1 protein-coding gene is annotated in these 255 nt (G+C 63.9%); it reads left to right on the top strand.

Annotated elements, in window-relative coordinates:
• Positions 1 to 35: 35 nt before the first annotated feature.
• Positions 36 to 255 (top strand): strawberry notch C-terminal domain-containing protein (locus CVH10_RS22400; RefSeq protein WP_369335975.1); only part of this gene is annotated, 220 nt, incomplete at its 3' end.

The following is a 255-nucleotide window of genomic DNA, read 5'->3' as shown; positions in this document are numbered from 1 at the left end:
ACCAGAGCTCCGAAGCTACCGGCCGGTCGCGGCGCATGGTGCGCAAGGAGGACGCCTACGGCTCGCGACTGTGCGTGGAATCCCGCCCCGCCTCGTCTAACCGTGGCGAGACCCAAGCCTTCATGGACGGCAAGAAGGAAATCCTGGTCTTCTCTGATGCGGGCGGGACGGGCCGCTCCTATCACGCCGACCTTGGCGCCAAGAATCAAAAGCGGCGCCTTCATCTTCTCTTGGAACCCGGCTGGAACGCCTCTT

The sequence above is a fragment of the Halomonas sp. ND22Bw genome (assembly GCF_003011945.1).
GTDB classification, from domain to species: Bacteria; Pseudomonadota; Gammaproteobacteria; order Pseudomonadales; family Halomonadaceae; genus Halomonas; species Halomonas halophila.
Note: the sequence above shows the minus strand (reverse complement) of the source record. Positions and strands in the feature narration are given on the sequence as shown.